17 protein-coding genes and 1 other RNA gene are annotated in these 16,185 nt (G+C 37.7%); 9 read left to right on the top strand and 9 right to left on the bottom strand.

The annotated features are described in order from the left end of the window. Positions 1–124: 124 nt before the first annotated feature. The 3 genes from ssrS to ES711_RS13560 all read right to left on the bottom strand — a co-directional run bounded on the left by ssrS (position 125) and on the right by ES711_RS13560 (position 886). A non-coding RNA gene (gene ssrS, locus ES711_RS13550) (6S RNA) lies at positions 125–232 on the bottom strand. A gap of 52 nt (positions 233–284) precedes the next feature. Then, positions 285–578: a cell division protein ZapA gene (locus ES711_RS13555; protein WP_146893840.1), complete on the bottom strand. Its 294-nt coding sequence runs from the start codon at positions 576–578 to the stop codon at positions 285–287. A gap of 17 nt (positions 579–595) precedes the next feature. Next, a complete protein-coding gene (locus tag ES711_RS13560) occupies positions 596–886 on the bottom strand; it encodes a hypothetical protein (protein WP_146893841.1) in 291 nt (96 codons plus the stop codon). A 344-nt stretch (positions 887–1,230) separates the two neighbouring features. On the opposite strand from ES711_RS13560, the gene ES711_RS13565 reads away from it, so the two are divergent. Continuing rightward, positions 1,231–2,916, top strand: coding sequence for a M23 family metallopeptidase (locus tag ES711_RS13565; RefSeq protein ID WP_146893842.1), 1,686 nt, complete (start codon positions 1,231–1,233; stop codon positions 2,914–2,916). 10 nt (positions 2,917–2,926) lie between these two features. Next, on the top strand, positions 2,927–5,389 hold the full coding sequence (locus ES711_RS13570) for a TonB-dependent receptor plug domain-containing protein (RefSeq protein ID WP_146893843.1): 2,463 nt from the start codon (positions 2,927–2,929) through the stop codon (positions 5,387–5,389). Between the two features lie 48 nt (positions 5,390–5,437). Here the strand turns inward: ES711_RS13570 and ES711_RS13575 are convergent, their stop codons facing one another. Beyond that, positions 5,438–6,577 (bottom strand): cysteine desulfurase family protein, encoded by a 1,140-nt coding sequence (locus tag ES711_RS13575; protein ID WP_146893844.1) that lies wholly within the window; start codon positions 6,575–6,577, stop codon positions 5,438–5,440. A gap of 220 nt (positions 6,578–6,797) precedes the next feature. Here ES711_RS13575 and ES711_RS13580 point away from each other — a divergent pair, with 220 nt between their 5' ends. Beyond that, positions 6,798–7,709 carry a hypothetical protein gene (locus ES711_RS13580; RefSeq protein ID WP_146893845.1) on the top strand — a complete coding sequence of 304 codons (912 nt, stop codon included), beginning with the start codon at positions 6,798–6,800 and terminating at the stop codon, positions 7,707–7,709. Between the two features lie 73 nt (positions 7,710–7,782). Here the strand turns inward: ES711_RS13580 and ES711_RS13585 are convergent, their stop codons facing one another. Both ES711_RS13585 and ES711_RS13590 read right to left on the bottom strand, forming a co-directional pair. Next, positions 7,783–8,337 carry a Smr/MutS family protein gene (locus ES711_RS13585; protein ID WP_146893846.1) on the bottom strand — a complete coding sequence of 185 codons (555 nt, stop codon included), beginning with the start codon at positions 8,335–8,337 and terminating at the stop codon, positions 7,783–7,785. After that, positions 8,334–8,537, bottom strand: coding sequence for a hypothetical protein (locus ES711_RS13590; RefSeq protein WP_146893847.1), 204 nt, complete (start codon positions 8,535–8,537; stop codon positions 8,334–8,336). The genes ES711_RS13585 and ES711_RS13590 overlap by 4 nt, the downstream gene beginning before the upstream one ends. A gap of 123 nt (positions 8,538–8,660) precedes the next feature. Between ES711_RS13590 and ES711_RS13595 the strand changes: the two genes are divergently transcribed. Next, complete coding sequence (locus ES711_RS13595; protein ID WP_246139198.1) at positions 8,661–8,960, top strand: DUF2752 domain-containing protein; 300 nt, start codon at positions 8,661–8,663, stop codon at positions 8,958–8,960. Positions 8,961–8,973: 13 nt separating this feature from the next. Beyond that, entirely contained in the window at positions 8,974–9,303 is a 330-nt protein-coding gene (locus ES711_RS13600) for a CCC motif membrane protein (protein WP_146893848.1), read from the top strand. 85 nt (positions 9,304–9,388) lie between these two features. Here ES711_RS13600 and ES711_RS13605 read toward each other — a convergent pair whose 3' ends face one another. Together ES711_RS13605 and rocD are read right to left on the bottom strand one after the other, a co-directional pair. Next, on the bottom strand, positions 9,389–9,844 hold the full coding sequence (locus ES711_RS13605) for a DUF5362 family protein (RefSeq protein ID WP_246139199.1): 456 nt from the start codon (positions 9,842–9,844) through the stop codon (positions 9,389–9,391). Next, the gene (gene rocD / locus ES711_RS13610) at positions 9,844–11,094 is read right to left on the bottom strand and encodes an ornithine--oxo-acid transaminase (RefSeq protein ID WP_146893849.1); all 1,251 of its coding nucleotides are present in this window, start codon (positions 11,092–11,094) and stop codon (positions 9,844–9,846) included. The genes ES711_RS13605 and rocD overlap by 1 nt, the downstream gene beginning before the upstream one ends. 485 nt (positions 11,095–11,579) lie before the next feature. On the opposite strand from rocD, the gene rlmD reads away from it, so the two are divergent. From rlmD to ES711_RS13630, 4 genes are all read left to right on the top strand, one after another. Then, positions 11,580–12,989, top strand: coding sequence for a 23S rRNA (uracil(1939)-C(5))-methyltransferase RlmD (rlmD, locus tag ES711_RS13615; protein ID WP_146893850.1), 1,410 nt, complete (start codon positions 11,580–11,582; stop codon positions 12,987–12,989). 90 nt (positions 12,990–13,079) lie between these two features. Next, a complete protein-coding gene (locus tag ES711_RS13620) occupies positions 13,080–13,616 on the top strand; it encodes a DUF6452 family protein (RefSeq protein ID WP_146893851.1) in 537 nt (178 codons plus the stop codon). Beyond that, entirely contained in the window at positions 13,588–14,325 is a 738-nt protein-coding gene (locus tag ES711_RS13625) for a DUF6048 family protein (protein WP_246139200.1), read from the top strand. The genes ES711_RS13620 and ES711_RS13625 overlap by 29 nt, the downstream gene beginning before the upstream one ends. Before the next feature lie 76 nt (positions 14,326–14,401). Next, a complete protein-coding gene (locus ES711_RS13630; protein WP_146893852.1) occupies positions 14,402–14,926 on the top strand; it encodes a DinB family protein in 525 nt (174 codons plus the stop codon). A 47-nt stretch (positions 14,927–14,973) separates the two neighbouring features. Here ES711_RS13630 and ES711_RS13635 read toward each other — a convergent pair whose 3' ends face one another. Next, entirely contained in the window at positions 14,974–16,131 is a 1,158-nt protein-coding gene (locus tag ES711_RS13635; protein ID WP_146893853.1) for a THUMP domain-containing class I SAM-dependent RNA methyltransferase, read from the bottom strand. Positions 16,132–16,185 lie beyond the last annotated feature (54 nt).

Raw genomic sequence — 16,185 nt, forward strand, 5'->3', positions numbered from 1 at the left:
AGTTTATAAAAATTCTGACATCAATTAAGACCCGGATATCAACAGGCTTAGCATAACAAAACATTTGGTTGAAAATGTTCAGTCTAAGCAAAAAAAAAGCCTACATCAGCTTCGAATTTAGTATAAACTCCTTAAAAACAAGTATAGGGCTAACAAGCTGATCAAAAATCTGCTCAAAGGCAGCTCGATTTTACAACTTAAACTCACCCTTTTTAAAGAAATAATGTTGAGTTTATCAAATAAATAACTAATGTAGGCAGTAACCTATTTTATTTTAAAGAACGTCAAGAGCTTAAATGTGAGTGAAGAAGATCGTCTAAAGCGGATAATCTATTTTTGACATCTTCACTAACATTGTCTTTATCTATTGTTTTCTGTTCCACTTGAGAAGCAAATTGTAAAGCACACATGGCTAAAACATCTTGTTTGTCCCTCACGGAATAATTTTGCTCAAATTGACCAATCATAGATTCAATTTTCTTAGCGGCTTTACGCAATCCTTCTTCTTGTCCTGGTGCAATCGTTAGCGGATACACTCTGTTAGCAATGGATAGCTTAATTTTTAGCTGTTCTGACATCAAATACTATGCTTACATTATTCAGATAATTGTGCTATACAATGATCTATATCTTTTATTAATGTATTTATCTTGAGCTTTGTCTCTCGTTTATTTTCATCACTGCCCAACATTGAATTCGCAATTTTGAGGGCTTCATATTTTTCAACCCAAGAGCTCAAAGCTTCTTGCTGCTGAATGATTTTTTGCTGATAACTAGCCAATTCTTCAGAAAGCTTAACATTGGTCTGGTTTAAAACCTCCTGCTTGTGTAAAACTTTGCTGATTTTATTCTCTAAAGCATCAACGATATCTTCAACTTTACTCATTTACAAATTTCAATACTGATGTAACAAAGTTAACATACCTTATCAAAAATCGCAATTGTTTTGTCATAAATTTTGAAAATTTTTAAAGTCATAATTTTAAACCACTTACCTCTGTTAAAGTTAACTATGCATTACAGCTTTTCCCAAAAAATAAACCAGACAACACTTTACTATAACTGAGTTGTTGAAAACACAGTACGAAAAATTAGAAATTAGAGTTAATAAATAGAATAAATTCAATAGGACATCCTTGCCAATTATGCTTTAACATGGGGCAACGATAAACCGCATTACTTTAGGCACTCCTAACTTTTTTTAATAATTTTAGCTTTTTAAATTTAACTATGAAATTTTTATTTATCCCTCTTCTTATCAGCTCTTTTGCATTTGCTCAAGTAGACTATCCTACGGATTATTTTAGAAGTCCTTTAGACATTCCAATCATTCCTTCTGGTACTTTTGGCGAATTGAGAACCAACCACTTTCACGCAGGTTTGGACATCAAAACCCAGCAACGTGAAGGTCACAATGTATACACAGTTGCAGAGGGTTACGTCAGCCGAATTAAAGTATCACATTATGGATATGGAAAGGTGATTTACATCACCCACCCAAATGGCTACACCAGTGTATACGGACACCTTTCCAGTTATGCGCCTATATTAGAAGCTTATGTAAAAGCGGCGCAATATAAAAACGAATCTTATGAAGTGGAATTATTTCCTGCCGTGGATGAGTTAAAAGTAAATCAGGACGAAATCATAGCGTATTCAGGAAATACTGGAAGTTCTGGCGGCCCGCATTTACATTTTGAAATTCGGGACCAGCAAGAACGTACCATCAACCCTTTATTATTCGGCCTAGAAGTTCAGGATAAAAAGACACCTTATGTCAGAGGCATTTATGCGTATACCAAAGATGATCAATCATCCGTAAACGGGAAAACAGGCCGGGTGGAATTGCGACTGATCCCTACTAAAACAAAAGATTATACTGTAGAAAGTGTGACTGCGCATGGCACCATCGGGTTTGGAATTGTCAGTTATGATTCGCAGGATTTGGCGGTCAACCAAAACGGTATTAACGGATTGGAAACTTTCTTTAATGGGCATAAAAAGTTTGAAATGGATTTTAACCGATTTTCATTCACAGAATCCAGACATATCAATAGGTTTTTAGATTATGAATTTTTTAAAACCAAAAGAAATCGTATTCAAAAGCTGTTTGTCGAGCAAGGCAACGTGCTCAGTATGTATCAAAACCTCGATAATAACGGCTATGTGATAATTGAAGACAGTACTGCTTCTGTGTACAAGATTCGCATCAAGGATTTTCATGACAATGAATCCTGGGTTACCATTCCTATTAACGGAAAAACAACACCCACAACCCCAACCCTTGTGGATACTACTGCTAAAACCTACATATTTTCGGACCAACCTACCAATCTTAACGAGTCCAACGTTAGTGTCTTTATTCCGGCAAACAGCTTTTATGAGGATGCCTTTATCGATTTTAAAGTGCGTAATGACACCTTATATTTACATAAAGACATTATACCGCTTCAAAAAAATATTACCATTACCTACGATGTCAGTAAATACAAAAATGCTGAAAAGGATAAATTATATATTGCTGAACTCATCGGCTCTCGAAATTACCCTAGTTACCTAAATACAAAAAGGAACGGCGATATACTAACGGCTTCTTCCAACGCATTAGGCACCTATGCTTTGGTGATGGACACTCAAGGCCCAAATATATCAGCAACAAACTTTCAGGATGGAAAATGGTTGAGCAATTTTCGCTATCTTAAATTCAAAATCACAGATAACCTATCAGGAATCAGTAATTACAGAGCAACTATTAACGGGAAATTCATTTTAGTTGAATATGAGTACAAGACCAACACCTTAACCTTCGATTTTAACGATAATGTGGTCACCGATACTAAAAATGAAGTAAAACTTGTCGTTACTGATAACGTAGGAAATAGCTCTACATTTGAAGCAACATTTTTTAGAAAATAACACGCATTCTTTGAAACTAGATTCTTACTTGTTGCGCCTCGTCATCCTGTTATTGCCCTTTTTGGGGTGGTCACAAACTGCAACTATAAAAGGAGTAGTGTTGAATGCTGCCAATGTACCCGTTGATAATGCTAACGTTACGGCAAACGGTACCGGTACAACCACGAACGCATACGGTTTTTACGAACTTAAAATCCTTGCAGAAAGCGATGTAACCGTGATTTTTACGCATCTTCTATATAAACGTGTCCTAGTTAACTTCAACCTTAAGAACGGACAGGTTATAGAATTTAATCCGGTCATGAACTTGAATGTAGAGCAAATTGCTACCGTTGTCATCAATAGCAACCAACGCCAATCAGTAGCCGGAGTTACAAGCATAGCACCGGATGTGCTCAGAAACATTAAAGGTGCACAACCTGGGGTTGAGAACATTTTAAAAACCTTACCTGGGGTCAACATTTCAAATGAGCTGAGCACTCAATACTCCGTACGCGGTGGAAATTTTGACGAAAATCTGGTGTACGTTAATGAAATTGAAGTCTACCGCCCTTTTTTAGTACGCTCAGGACAACAAGAAGGTCTAAGCTTTGTCAATACAGATTTAGTGCAGAATATCGAATTCTCCGCTGGGGGATTTCAAGCCAAATATGGCGACAAACTGTCTTCAGCTTTAGATATTACCTATAAGAATCCCATCAAATTTGGGTTGAATGCGGAAGCTTCCTTATTGGGCGGCAGTGTTTCTGCGGAAGCAGTAACGAAAGATTCAAAGCTATCGGGCATTATAGGATTGCGTTATAGAGACAACAGTTTAATTTTAAATTCTTTAGAAACAGAAGGCACTGTTAAACCTGTTTTTGCCGATGCTCAGACTTATATAACCTATAAGTTCTCTGATAAATTTCAGCTTAATTTCTTAGGAAATATTTCTAGCAACTCCTATACCTTTCAGCCTCAAAACCGACAGACTAATTTTGGAACTATTGACGATCCCAAAGCATTATTAGTCTATTATGAAGGTCAGGAAAAAGATAATTACAACACTTACTTTGGAGCATTTAAGGCCAATTATTTTGCCAGTGATGCACTCACTCTTAAACTTATCGCAGCTACATATCACACCACTGAAGAAGAGTATTTTGATATATTGGCCCAATACCGTTTAGGGGAAGTCAACAGTAATATAGGCGATGAAAATTTAGGTGAAGTAGAATTTAGTGAAGGTATCGGATCGCAGCTGACCCACGCTAGAAATGACTTGGACGCTTTAATAAGCACAATTGAACATAAGGGCGATTATAAACTGAATAATCATACTTTTGAGTGGTCCATTAAATACACCCATGAAGATATTCGGGATCGCTTGGTGGAATGGGAAGTTATTGACTCGGCAGGATTTTCAATCAATCCGCCTAATTTGAATATTGTCAAAGACCAACCTTACCAACCGTATCAGGGACCGTTAGTAGCATTTCAAAATGTACGCGCTACAAACCAGGTCCAAATTGATCGCTTTCAGGCTTATGCGCAATGGAGCAAACGTTCAGAATTGGGCTCGAATGACGTGTTTTATAATTTTGGAGTGAGAGCACATCATTGGACCGTCAATGGCGACGGCATTAAAAGCAGTGCACAAACGGTGTTTAGTCCGAGAGGACAATTTGCTATTAAACCTGATTGGGACAAAGATATATTGTTCAGAATTGCAGGCGGCGTGTATTACCAACCCCCTTTCTATAGGGAGCTACGCGATTCGTCCGGAATTGTCAGACCAGATGTCAAAGCCCAGAAATCCATTCATCTGGTTTTAGGGAATGAATACAGCTTTAAAATGTGGGACCGCCCGTTCAAACTGGTTTCTGAAGCCTATTATAAACATATGACAGATGTCAATCCCTACACCTTAGAGAATGTCCGTATTCGGTATCGCGCCTCTAATAATGCAAAGGCTTATGCTTACGGGGTAGATTTACGATTGAACGGCGAATTTGTTCCGGGCACGGAATCTTGGTTCAGTTTTGGGTATCTTAAAACCGAAGAGAATATTGGAGATCGCGGTTATATCTCCCGACCTACGGATCAGCGTTTAAAATTTGGTGTGTTGTTTCAAGACTACGTACCAAACATTCCGGAGTTAAAAGTGTATCTCAATTTGGTGTACAACACCGGTGTTCCTGGAGGATCTCCGAGTTATGCTGATCCATATGACTACCAAAATAGATTGCGCGATTATAAGCGTGCTGATGTTGGGTTTTCCTATGCCATTATTGATCGGAACAAAACCTACAGTTCCCAATGGAAGAACAAGCTTAAAGAGTTAACCATTGGGGTTGAAGTTTTTAATATGTTCGATGTTCAGAACGCGATCACCAACACCTGGGTGAGAGATGTGTACAGCAAACGCCAATATGCCATCCCCAATTACCTGAGTCCGCGTGTTTTTAATGTGCGGTTAGCGATGAAGTTATAAGTTGTTTCTCCCGTAACTTCGGTTTAAGAATAATTTCAGCAAAACATTTTAAATAAAATCCTTTAATACTGAAATCACATAATCAACTTCTGCTTGGGTATTAAAACGCGAAAATGAAAACCGTACTGAAGGCTTCATTAAATAATCAGCCGTTAATATTTCAGAGAGGACGTGCGAATTTTGATTGCTTCCACTTTGACAAGCCGATCCTTTTGAGCAGGCAATCCCTTTCAAATCCAATTGAAAATGCAGCATCCCTCCTTTCTCCGGGGCAATGGGCAAACACACGTTAATAACCGTATAAGTACTATTCTCTGCATTTTCGCAATTACCATTAAAAGTTATGTCTGGTGATAAGTTTTTCAACTGCTCAATAAAATAGGCTTTTAGTTCAGAAATTTGCTTGCGTTCAGCCTCAAGATTTTCATAACTGAGTTTAAGGGCAGTTTCCATCCCTACTATATTGTGGATGGCTTCAGTACCCGCGCGATAGCCCCGTTCTTGTTCCCCACCAAATATGGAGGCTTTAATGCCAGATCCTTTACGTATAAAGGCAAAACCAACCCCTTTTGGACCGTGGAATTTATGGGCGCTAGCCGCGATAAAATCGACAGGAATAGACTGTAGATTTAACTGATAATGACTTACAGATTGGACGGTATCACTATGGAATAGGGCCTGATGTGCTTTACATAAAACAGCAACTTTCTGAAGGTCCAATGTATTGCCAATCTCATTATTAATGTGCATCAGGCTCACCAATGTTTGGTCTGACGTTTGCAAAAGACCCTCAAGATCTTGTAAATCGACCACCCCGTGTTTTAATAACTTAACATACTTTACGGAGATATTGTATTCTTTTTGAAGCTGCTCCACCGTATGCAATACCGCATGATGCTCCAATTTACTCGTAATGATTGTGGTAACTCCCAAATCTCTTACAGCACTCCGCAACACTAAATTATCCGCTTCCGTGCCTCCGGCCGTAAATACGATTTCTGAAGCATGGACATTAAAAAATGAAGCAATGGTCTTTCTTGAGGTTTCAATTAACGATTTAGCAGACCGTCCCAATCCATGTGTAGAAGAAGCATTACCATAATATTGGCGCATCACTTCCGTCATCTTTTCAATAACTTCATCTCGCATGGGTGTTGTTGCTGCATTATCAAAATAAACCTGTGTCATAACTATAATTTGTAGTGAATATTGGGGTGTAGCTCTTAAAATTACTTGAGATTCTAAGTATCCTTTTACACATATTCGAGTTTTGTGTTCGTACTAAATATATATATGTGTAAGCCGGAGAATCGCTTGTGATATGCAAAAATACTCCAAATAAAATTATTTGAGAGATGAGACGTTATAAATTAGAGAATGCCTTATTTTTGTGGCTTAATTGATGGAAATGCAAAGAATTATTTACTTTTTAAGTTTGAGCCTACTATTGGTAGCGTGTGACGATGGCGATATTATTAATGTAGAATTGGATTTTGACAAACAACTCGCCATGTGCGGTTTGGATGCATCGGTTTATTTTTTATATGACACGAAAACAGATCCATCAGAATCGTTGAGCTTAATATTCCCTAATAACTCCACAACCCGACTTATTTTTGATCCGGAAACGAATAATTACGCCAGTACTTTCGAAATTAACGGGTCGAGCACAAAGTTTAATTATAGAACTTACGATGGCAACCCTGAAAATTTGATTTGTAATCTGTTGCCAGATGCCAACACCAACATAATTAATGATTACGCTGCCACATCAGGCATTGTGACTACTTTGACGACGTTTATCGACGATGATGCTGACGGAATCCCATCAGCTTTTGAAGATGAAAATTCAGATGGTGATAACAATCCTGCAACCAATCCTACCGACTCAGATGGTGATGGGATACCGGATTATTTAGACGCTGACGATGACAATGATAATGTATTGACCAAAAATGAAGGTCACAACTATTCCGAAGCTGACGGCTTATCAAAGGCACAAGATACAGATGGGGATGGCATACCAGATTACTTAGATAATGACGATGATGGCGACGGTATATTGACTAATTTAGAAGATGAAAATCGCAACGGTAACCCTAGAGATGATTTTGATGAAGCTACTGACACACCATCAGTTCCGAGGTATTTAAATAAAGTTTCCAAAGATAATTTTGATTACAAGGAGTTTAACCCAAACACTTACCAACGCATCATCACCGTAAAATTTCAAATTAAAAATGTCAACTTGGACATTATCAGTTTAACGGATATCGATTTTGGAACTTTTACACAGACTTATACGATTGAAACTGAGTAATATTTTCATTTACTTCGATCGTTGCTATTCAACTTTTATCCAATATAAAAAACTTGGGATAAAACTTTAATATTTACATATTCTGATAAACATAAACTTCTGTAGCCCCTAATCCATATTTTTGAAAATCGGCAGCATAAAATTTGACATTGTCATAACGACTAAAGAGTGTTTCTAACTCCATTTTTAGCACGCCTTCTCCCACACCGTGTATAAACACAATCTTTTGTATGCGTTTATTGATCGCAAATTCCAACTTATGGCGCGCAGTATCCAGTTGCAGGGTTAACATATCATAATTGGATAAATGGCGTTGATTTTCGGTGAGATTATGAATGTGCAAATCCACTTCCATAGCGGGCTGACTGCGTTCTTTGGGTTTTACACGTACAGACTTTCGTTTGCCGGGTTGTTCCTTCTCTGAAAGCACTTCGTCAAAAGAATGGTCCGCAAAAATACTAGATCTCATAGTATCCTTTTCTGCCATTTTCAGCAACTCAGATTCTTGAAAATCCATCAAAAATCCATCTTCAGTATCGATAAAAATAGTTTTTCCTTCAATTTTTGAAACCGTACCGGAAATGGCTTCATCCAACACAGTAACCTTATCCCCTACTTTTAAGTTCATGATTTATCAGTATTATCAGAGGTCATTTCTGAATCATTTTTGCTAGGTATGTTTTTCGAAAGTCGGTAGACCCCAATCATCAAGATAACGATACCTCCAATAAGAATGTATTCATTTTGCTCCGTTCCAGCCTTTGCGTATATAGCAATAATGCCACCAATAAGAATGAGCAAAAAGTTTATGAGTCGTGACAATTTCATGCGTTCAATGATTAAATTATGAACTACGAAATTACACATTTAGAACTAAAAAATCAGCGGTTCTGCACAAATCTAGGTTGAAAAATTCTGAGAATGGCTTGCAATCTTTTTATACATTTGCCTATGATGCTATTCAACTATATCAAGCCTGAAGATTTTATGCTCCCATGCATCAACAAGCAATTGTTTGGTATGGAGTGCTTAGGCTGTGGGATTCAGCGTGCTACCTTGTTAGTTTTTAAAGGGGACTTTGTACTGGCTTTTAAAACGTATCCCGCAATTTACGCGCTTATTTTATTGGCACTTTTTCTTATATTTAACCTGTTTATCAAATTTAAGTATGATGAAAAACTAAAAATCGCCTTGATCATCTTAAGTGTCGGTATCATTATAATCAGCTATATCTTAAAAATAACCAACTAACTCAATTTTATATATGGAACAACAAAAACTGAACACCACAATTATTTATGTACTTGCTATTTTAGGCTTATTTTGCTGCTGCTTTGGAGGTTTAGGATTTATACTTGCCGGAGTTGCTTACTATATGGCGCATACAAAACTTAACGAAGCATATTTAAACCCAGAGCAATACACAAATATTTCTGGTATGAAGACTGCCAAAACGGTTGCCTTAGTCATCTTAATCCTAAATCTTGTGTATTTAGGTGCCACAGTTTACAGAATCTCAACAATTGGATGGGATGTGATCATGGAACAATCACGTGAAATGATGGAGGGTTACGGACTTGAAGTACCGGAATAATTCAATTTATCATAAAAAAAGCGGCTTTACGGCCGCTTTTTTTATGATAATTTTTAATGAAACTATCCCATCTACTAATGTTTAACTACATTAAGCCAGTAAATAAGGCGCCAATAAATATCAAGAGGTATAGACTGACAATGGCAATGGTAAAAATACCTAAAAACTTATAATGTGATTTTAAGTTTGAGAATGCTGCCGTTAAATCGTCAGAATTGTTGGAGGCTAAAGCGCTCTTCATTTTTCTGGAAAAATTAAAAAGGTACAGCACAGGGAAAAAGTACACCAAAGCCATGGCTACATAAATCCATCCGAAAAATGACATATTCATATTCATCCCCATAGCTTCATAAGGATTTCCACCTGGCATCAACCCCATAGCCACACTAAAGAAAATTCCAAAGAGCAACATCAGGCCTATGCCTATAAATCCTAAAATGGAGAGAAAATAAGTCCAACTGGACGTTTCTTTTAAAAAGCCCAAAATTGCCGGAGGCAGATTCAGTTCAAAGGTATCAAAAGCAGATTTTTGTTCTATCATTAGGATTTCGATTCAAATTGTTTTAAAGTTTTGATAATGATACTCACACAATCCAATAATTGCGCTTCCGTAATCACTAATGGAGGTGCAAAACGGATGATATTGCCGTGGGTAGGTTTTGCCAATAAGCCGTTATCGCGCAATGCCAAACAGATGTTCCAAGCGGTCTCCCCATCTTCACTGTCATTAATGACGATAGCATTAAGTAAACCTTTACCTCTTACTAATGTTGTAATGGTACTGGTTTCAATAAATTTATCCAACTCACTTCTAAAAAGCTGACCTAATTTTTCAGCATTTTCAGCTAAACTTTCGTCTTTAACAACTTCTAAAGCAGCCATTGCTACCGCAGAAGCAACAGGATTCCCACCAAAAGTACTTCCGTGATTACCTGGTTGGATGACGTTCATGACGGGATCATTAGCCAACACCGCACTTACTGGGTAAGCACCACCACTTAAGGCTTTTCCTAAAATTAAAATATCTGGTTTGACGTTTTCATGGTCAACTGCCAATAACCTTCCGGTTCTTGCAATCCCCGTTTGTACTTCATCGGCAATAAATAGGACGTCATGCTCTTCACATAAAGCCTTGGCTTTAGAGAGGTAATTTTCGCTTGGTACGTAAACGCCCGCTTCACCTTGAATTGGTTCTACTAAAAATCCTGCAACATTAGGGTTCGATTTTAATGTCGCCTCCAATTCTTGCAAATTATCGTATTCAATTTTAATAAAGCCATCGGTAAATGGTCCGAAATGTTCACGTGCTACAGGATCATTCGAAAATGAAATGATGGTAGTCGTACGGCCATGGAAATTATTTTTACAGACAATAATTTCAGCCTGATGGTTCTCAATACCTTTGACTTCATAGGCCCATTTTCTACAAATTTTAAGAGCAGTTTCTACAGCTTCAGCCCCTGTATTCATCGGTAATACTTTATCAAAACCAAAGTATTTTGCCACATAGGCTTCATATTTACCTAACATATCATTGTGAAACGCCCGTGAAGTTAGGGTTAAAGTTCTTGCCTGATCCACCATAGCATCGACAATTTTTGGATGACAATGCCCTTGATTGACCGCAGAGTACGCAGAAAGAAAATCGTAATATTTCTTCCCTTCAACATCCCAAACAAACACACCTTCTCCTTTACTCAGCACTACTGGTAACGGATGGTAATTGTGTGCACCATACTTGTTTTCTAAATCGATCGCTTGTTGCGAAGTTAATTGGTCTAAAACAGCCATTTTATAAGAATTTAAGGTTTTATGTCTTTGTTAAGACATGGTTTAACCACGTATTAAAGCGGTAAACATTAATAATTAAGTCTCGCTAGGCGAGGAAAATAACCATTCCTACTGTACCTTTATTCTTTCGATATCCCGGTAAGTTTGCGGGTGCGAAAAAGCAGCGTGGGAGAGAAATCATCCCTAGGGCCTGCAAATTATGAAATAATTAAGCCTCTGAAAAATTTTAAGACTAATTTCGAGGTGCAATTTTAGATTTTTATGACTAAAGCGCATTTTTATTTCACGCACACTGATCCATATACTTTCATTCCACACACAGCATCCCATAAGGTGGATCATTTCCTGAATGACCTCGAAAATCTAAGACAATTCTCGTTCTTTAGAATACCATGGAATTACAATCCAACATAAAATCAAAACATCATGAATAAAATGACAAAATGTAATTCGTAAATCGCATTTGGTTTCACTATTTTTGCGGCATGGGAAGACGAAATAAAAAACAAATCTTTGAGAATGTTCTAGTGGTGGATGCTGGTGCTAAGGGAAAATCAGTTGCAAAATCGCCAGATGGCGCGGTTATTTTTATGCAAAATGTGGTTCCTGGTGATGTTGTGGATGTTGAAACCTTTAAAAAACGTAAATCCTACTACGAAGGCAAGGCTATCAAATTCCACGAGTATTCCGATAAACGCACGGAACCGAGATGTCAGCATTTTGGCGTTTGTGGCGGATGTAAATGGCAGGATATGGCTTATGAGCACCAATTGTTCTACAAGCAGAAAGAAGTTGAAGAAAACCTGAAGCGTATTGGACATTTAGAACTGCCTCCGATCACGCCTATTTTAGGTTCAGCCAAAGATTATTTTTATAGAAATAAAATGGAATTTTCGTTTAGCGATAGCCGTTGGCTAACTTTGGAAGAAATTAAATCTGAAGAGGATTTTGGCGATAAAGATGCCCTCGGATTCCATATTCCTGGAATGTGGGACAAGATATTGGATATCGAGAAATGTTGGCTACAAGCTGATCCGTCTAATGCCATTCGTAACTCCGTAAAAGAGTTTGCCGTAAAACACAATATGGAATTCTTCAATGCCCGCAACCAAACCGGGTTTTTAAGAACGATGATGCTCCGCACCTCTTCTACCGGTGATATTATGGTACTTTTCCAATTTTACAAGGAGGATAAAGCCAATCGTATTTTATTGATGGATTATATTGGTGACAAATTCCCAGAAATTACCTCATTGCAATATGTTATCAATGGGAAAGCGAATGACACTATTTACGATCAGGAAGTGATTTGCTATAAAGGCGAAGATCATATTTTTGAAGAGATGGAAGGCTTGAAATTTAAAATCAACGCCAAATCCTTTTACCAAACCAATTCTGAACAAGCGTTCGAACTTTATAAAATTACCCGAGATTTTGCCGATTTAAAAGGTGATGAATTAGTATATGACTTATACACTGGCACCGGAACTATTGCCCAATTTGTGGCCAAAAACGCCAAAAAAGTGGTGGGCGTAGAAGCTGTAGCTGATGCTATTACCGCTGCAAACGAAAATGCACAATTAAACGGTATTGACAACGTTGAATTTTATGTGGGTGATATGAAAAATGTATTCAATGCAGATTTTATTAACCAACATGGGCATCCGGACGTCATTATTACAGACCCTCCAAGAGATGGAATGCATAAAGATGTGGTGGAACAAATTTTAAACATTGCACCAGCAAAAGTGGTCTATGTTAGCTGTAATAGTGCGACGCAAGCTAGAGATTTGCAACTGATGGACGCCATGTATAAAGTGACCAAAGTGCAACCAGTAGATATGTTTCCGCAAACGCATCACGTTGAAAATGTTGTACTTTTGGAAAAAAGATGAGATGATTGATGATTGATGATTGCTGATTTTTGATTGCTGATTGTTGATTGCTGATGTTGAAATACGGAATTACTAGAAAAATAAAGACACTTGAAAAGAAACACCCTCTATAAGTACACTAAAATCATCTGTTCGCTGGTTATGATTGCAACGCTTTGGGGTTGTGAACGTGATGATATCTGTGCAACGGCAACGCCAACGACGCCTCACCTCATTGTTCGTTTTTACAATATCAATGAGAGAACGGAAACTAAAACAGTGAGACGAATGAATGTGTATGAAGAAACCAATTCAAAATACCTTTTATTAGACAAAACGCTCGACTCTATTGTGTTGCCATTGCGAATTGATGTTTTAGATGCTTCCAATACAACGCGATTCATTATTGAAAGAGACGGTGATTTTGAATTGGACGAAGACCCTGAAACACAATCGAATATAGACATCTTGGAAGTCACTTACACCTCAGAACTAATTTATGTTTCTCGCGCTTGCGGTTATAAAAGTGTCTTTAATAATGTCGTAGCCAACCGTGAAAAAGATGACGACAATTGGATGATTGACGTTCAAGTAATAAACTCCACTCTAAATAATGAAGATGCTGCGCATATCAACATTTATCACTAGTCTGATTATTTTGATGGTGTTACCCCTAACATCATTGGCCCAAACGGTACAAGACGATAATCGGAACGATACCATTACGGTCAAACAAAAATACGGTTTGCGATTGGGTGGCGATATCGGAAAATTAGTACGCTCATTTGTGGATGACGATTATAAAGGATTTGAAATTGCTGCCGATTATAGGCTCACCCAAAAACTCTATCTCGCAGGAGAATTGGGTTCTGAAGAAAACACCGTTATTAATGATTATTTAGACGTCACTGCAAAAGGCAGTTATTTTAAAGCGGGTATCGACTATAATCTCTACAGAAATTGGCTCGATATGGAAAACCTGATTTATACAGGTATTCGTGTGGGTGCCAGCACCTTTAGTCAAGGTTTAAACGGTTATACGGTGTATACAACAGACCAATATTATGACACCCCGTTTACATCATCAGATGTACAAGAATACAAAGGTCTTTCTGCCATTTGGATTGAAATGGTGATTGGCGCAAAAGCAGAATTGTTCACCAATCTTTTTATTGGCGCCAATGTGCAAGTTAAAGGCATGATTTCTCAGGATCAACCTTCAAATTTTGAAAACCTATACGTACCGGGGTTTAATAGAACCTTTGACAGTGGTCGATTCGGTTTCGGGTTTGGCTACAATATCTCGTACTTGATTCCTATCTACAAGAAAAATAAAAAAATCAGTATAGAGGATTAAAATCCTCCAAATCCCTTTAATTTTTCTACCTATTGTTAGCGAAATTTTCTTAACTTCTGCATACTAATCCCAACCTATGCACAAAGATGAGATTGCTGATTTATTAGAGGAGAAATATCGTACCCTACTCAATTGTCTGGAAGTTCAAGACGATGAAAAATGGATACAAGGTCCGGAAGGCAAATGGACATCAGGTCAACAAGCTCTGCACATGTTACAAAGTATCAAACCTTTAAATGATGTCTTAAGTTTACCCCGATTTTGGTATAAATATGCCTATGGACTCAACGATCGTGAATTGCGCGATTATGATACCATTGTGCAACGCTATCTCCAACGCTTGGAAGACTATAAGAAAAATCCAAGAAAGGTTTCCAAAACATTAAGAATTCCAAAAATTAAAGACAAACGCTATATTCTTAATCGGTTGCAGGTAGAAAGCAAAAAACTCCAATACAAAACCCGACGCATCTCAGACAAGAATTTGGACACCTTGGTACTTCCCCACCCCATTATGGGCAAAATGCCAGTACGTGAGCTGCTTATGTGGACGGCCTATCATGCGGAACACCATACCAAGCAACTCCAAGAATCGTATTAATTAGGCTAGTAAAAAAGTCCTTAAATCTAGAAGGGTTTCACGACATTCTAGTCCATGTATTTCCCTTTCTTGCTACCTTCATACATCACATATTTAACCAACCGCGCTTCCAATTTGGCGTTAACCAAATGAATTTTTCGCGAAGGTCTAAGTCCAACGTGTTTTAAGGCATCAAGATTAGAAGTGATAAACCATGCATCCGTTCCTGGGTAGTTTTGTTTTAAGGTGTCGCCAATACTTTTATAAAAAGATTCCATTTCAATATCCAAACGCTCACCGTAGGGTGGATTGAACACCATATGTAGTTTTTCATTGCCGGCTTTTTGGGTTTTAAAGAAATCTTCGTGACGCACTTCTACAAAATCTTCCAATTGCGCATTACTGATGTTCTCCTTCGCCTTTGTTACGGCACTTGGCGATTTATCATAACCTATTATCTTATGATGGAAATCTCTGGTTTTTATCAATAGTGATTCTTCAATTTTCTCGAATAAATCGACATCCCAATCTTGCCAGCGCTCAAAAGCAAATTCCTTACGCATCAAGTTTGGTGGAATATTACAAGCAATCATCGCCGCTTCAGCCAAAATTGTTCCACTACCACACATAGGATCCATAAAATCAGATTGCCCATCCCATCCAGACAACATAATCAGACCCGCAGCCAACACCTCATTGATAGGCGCAATATTTGTTGCAGTTTTATAACCACGTTTGTGTAAAGAATCTCCCGAAGAATCTAAGGAGATATTGCACATATTCCGATCAATATGCACGTTAATTTTCAAATCAGGAAATTTTAAATCGACATTTGGACGTTCGCCCACCGTATCCCTAAACTTGTCTACAATGGCATCTTTGGTTTTTTGGGCAATGTATAATGAATGTGTAAACAAGTGCGAATGTACTGTAGCATCTACTGCAATGGTGCCAGTTGGCTTTACATATTGCGACCAATCCATTTTATAAAGTTGGTCATATAAATCTTTTTCGTTGTTGACTCTAAAACTATTGATAGGCTTCAGAATTTTAATGGCGGTTCTCAGCGCTAAGTTGGCTTTGTACATAAATCCTTTATCACCTGCAAAACTTACATTTCGCACCCCAACTTTTACGTCTCGTGCCCCCAATTGGGTCAATTCTTTTGCCAGTAATTCTTCAAAACCAAATAAGGTTTTGGCAACCATATTAAAATTATTATCCATTATTCTCATCCTATAGATTACAAAAATAAAGTATTTTTGCAGTCAGACGAATTT

The sequence above is a fragment of the Gelidibacter salicanalis genome (assembly GCF_007997285.1).
Lineage (GTDB): Bacteria > Bacteroidota > Bacteroidia > Flavobacteriales > Flavobacteriaceae > Gelidibacter > Gelidibacter salicanalis.

Excerpts from the sequence above, each read along its gene's own strand:
- rocD (WP_146893849.1), bottom strand. The coding sequence starts at position 11,094 with ATGGCTGTTTTAGACCAATTAACTTCGCAACAAGCGATCGATTTAGAA.
- ES711_RS13575 (WP_146893844.1), bottom strand. The coding sequence starts at position 6,577 with ATGACACAGGTTTATTTTGATAATGCAGCAACAACACCCATGCGAGAT.
- ES711_RS13590 (WP_146893847.1), bottom strand. The coding sequence starts at position 8,537 with ATGAAATTGTCACGACTCATAAACTTTTTGCTCATTCTTATTGGTGGC.
- ES711_RS13600 (WP_146893848.1), top strand. The coding sequence starts at position 8,974 with ATGGAACAACAAAAACTGAACACCACAATTATTTATGTACTTGCTATT.
- ES711_RS13580 (WP_146893845.1), top strand. The coding sequence starts at position 6,798 with ATGCAAAGAATTATTTACTTTTTAAGTTTGAGCCTACTATTGGTAGCG.
- rlmD (WP_146893850.1), top strand. The coding sequence starts at position 11,580 with ATGGGAAGACGAAATAAAAAACAAATCTTTGAGAATGTTCTAGTGGTG.
- ES711_RS13625 (WP_246139200.1), top strand. The coding sequence starts at position 13,588 with ATGCTGCGCATATCAACATTTATCACTAGTCTGATTATTTTGATGGTG.
- ES711_RS13560 (WP_146893841.1), bottom strand. The coding sequence starts at position 886 with ATGAGTAAAGTTGAAGATATCGTTGATGCTTTAGAGAATAAAATCAGC.
- ES711_RS13595 (WP_246139198.1), top strand. The coding sequence starts at position 8,661 with ATGATGCTATTCAACTATATCAAGCCTGAAGATTTTATGCTCCCATGC.
- ES711_RS13555 (WP_146893840.1), bottom strand. The coding sequence starts at position 578 with ATGTCAGAACAGCTAAAAATTAAGCTATCCATTGCTAACAGAGTGTAT.
- ES711_RS13585 (WP_146893846.1), bottom strand. The coding sequence starts at position 8,337 with ATGAACTTAAAAGTAGGGGATAAGGTTACTGTGTTGGATGAAGCCATT.
- ES711_RS13630 (WP_146893852.1), top strand. The coding sequence starts at position 14,402 with ATGCACAAAGATGAGATTGCTGATTTATTAGAGGAGAAATATCGTACC.
- ES711_RS13635 (WP_146893853.1), bottom strand. The coding sequence starts at position 16,131 with ATGGATAATAATTTTAATATGGTTGCCAAAACCTTATTTGGTTTTGAA.
- ES711_RS13605 (WP_246139199.1), bottom strand. The coding sequence starts at position 9,844 with ATGATAGAACAAAAATCTGCTTTTGATACCTTTGAACTGAATCTGCCT.
- ES711_RS13565 (WP_146893842.1), top strand. The coding sequence starts at position 1,231 with ATGAAATTTTTATTTATCCCTCTTCTTATCAGCTCTTTTGCATTTGCT.